The sequence below is a fragment of the Microbacterium sp. A20 genome, from assembly GCF_004794515.1.
Taxonomy (GTDB): Bacteria; Actinomycetota; Actinomycetes; order Actinomycetales; family Microbacteriaceae; genus Microbacterium.
This window is the reverse complement of sequence record NZ_SSDF01000016.1, coordinates 1-1,867: the sequence shown is the minus strand read 5'-3', so window position 1 is coordinate 1,867 and position 1,867 is coordinate 1. Positions and strand designations below refer to the sequence as shown.

Below are 1,867 nucleotides of genomic sequence, written 5' to 3'. Positions count from 1 at the left end.
GACGAGAACGTCGTGACGTCGGATCCGATTCCGACCGTCCAGATCGACAACGGCTACGTATGGGCGCAGACGACGATCGGATCCACCGTGTACGCCGTCGGCAAGTTCGACAACGCCCGGGAGCCGAAGGCCGCACCGGGAACCGCGCTCACCGCGCGCTCGAACGTGCTCGCCTACGACATCGAGACCGGGGCGCTGCTGCCGTTCGCACCTCAGGTCAATGGAGTGATCAAAGCGGTCGCCGCCTCACCGGACGGCAGCCGCATCTACATCGGCGGCTCGTTCAACTCCGTCAACGGCAAAGACCGCTGGAACATCGCCGCCCTCGACGCGAAAACCGGCGAACTCGTCCCCGGGTTCGTGCCGTCGATCGGTGGAACGGGCGTCTACGCCCTGGCGACCTCGGGCACCAGCGTCTATGCCGGCGGCCTGTTCACGCAGGCCAACGGCACCGCACGGAAGAACCTCACCGCGTTCAATGCCTCCGATGGCGTTCTGCTGCCCTGGGCGCCGACGACTGATCTGCAGGTCGACGCGATGGTGATGGATCCCGCTGGGGCGGACACGATCATCGGCGGACGCTTCTCGCAGGTGAGCGGCGACACCACGATGCGGGGACTCGGTGCCGTGGACAAGACCACCGGCGCCGTGGACACCGCCTGGCTGGCATCCGACTCGATCAAGAACGGATCGAACAGCGACACCGCCTCAGGCAAGGCCGGAATCTTCGCGCTCACGGCCGATGCCACCGGCGTGTACGGCACCGGCTGGGTATACGGGGGTACTGATGTCGGAAACCTCGAAGGCACGTTCGCGGCCGAGGCCGGCACCGGCAAGGTCCGCTGGATCGCCGACTGCCTCGGCGACCACTACGGCGTCTACTCCACCGGCACGGTCGTCTACACGACCAGCCACACCCACGCCTGCGGCACCGTCGGCCTGCACCCGGAGCAGCAGCAGCTCACGCACCGTTACGCCGAAGCATTCACTGCCGACGCCAGGGGCACTCTGGGGCACCAGCCCAACGTCAAGTACAAGGACTGGGCAGGGACCCCGGCGCCGTCCGCATACAACTGGTCTCCGGACTGGGCCGTCGGCGTGACCTCCGGACTGGGTCAGGCCGGACTGTCGATCACGGGCACAGGGAACATGATCTCCATCGGTGGCGAGTTCCGCTCGGTCAACAACGGCCGGTTCGAAGGCATCGTCCGCTTCTCCACGCAACCTCCGGGCGGGGCGAAGGACAAGCCGCGCCTCTCCGGAGACACCTGGACGGGAACCGTGGCGCCGAACGCCGCAGGCACCCAGGGCGTCACCATCACCATCCCCGCCAACTGGGATCGGGACGACCTGACGCTCACGTATGAGCTCCACCGCGCGGGCAGCTCGACGCCGGTGGCCACGACGGCCGCCGACGCGACGTGGTGGAACCGATCGACGATCACCCTAGTGGACCCGACAGCGACGAGCGACACACCGGCGGAGTACACGGTGGTGGCGAAGGACGGCGATGGCAACACCGTCTCGAGCGGCGTCATCGCCGCGAACGCGACGGGCTAGTCGGGAGTCCGGGACGAGCCCGTAGACGCACTCGCGTCCCATATGCTATTATTTTACATGTCGAGAGCTATCGTGCTCCGACATGGGGGTTCGTCGATGCGAACCGACTGAGTCCGGTCTCGTGGGGAAGCCGTCTCGGTCAGGAGCGCGCGGCGATGTCATGTCGGCCTGAAGGTCGGCATCAGATCACTGGGGAATCAAAATCATGGGGAACTACCTTGCGCTGAAGCGCGCCCGAAAGACGGCCATCGGCGCCGTCGTCGGTGTCCTGGTCGTCAGCGGCCTGGTCTCTTTCGGCAGCGGAGCG

The 1,867-nt window shown here is 66.6% G+C and carries 1 pseudogene; it reads left to right on the top strand.

From position 1 onward, the window contains the following. Nucleotides 1–1,560 (top strand): annotated as a pseudogene (locus DW298_RS00100) (PQQ-like beta-propeller repeat protein); the annotation flags it as partial. Between the last annotated feature and the right edge of the window lie 307 nt (nucleotides 1,561–1,867).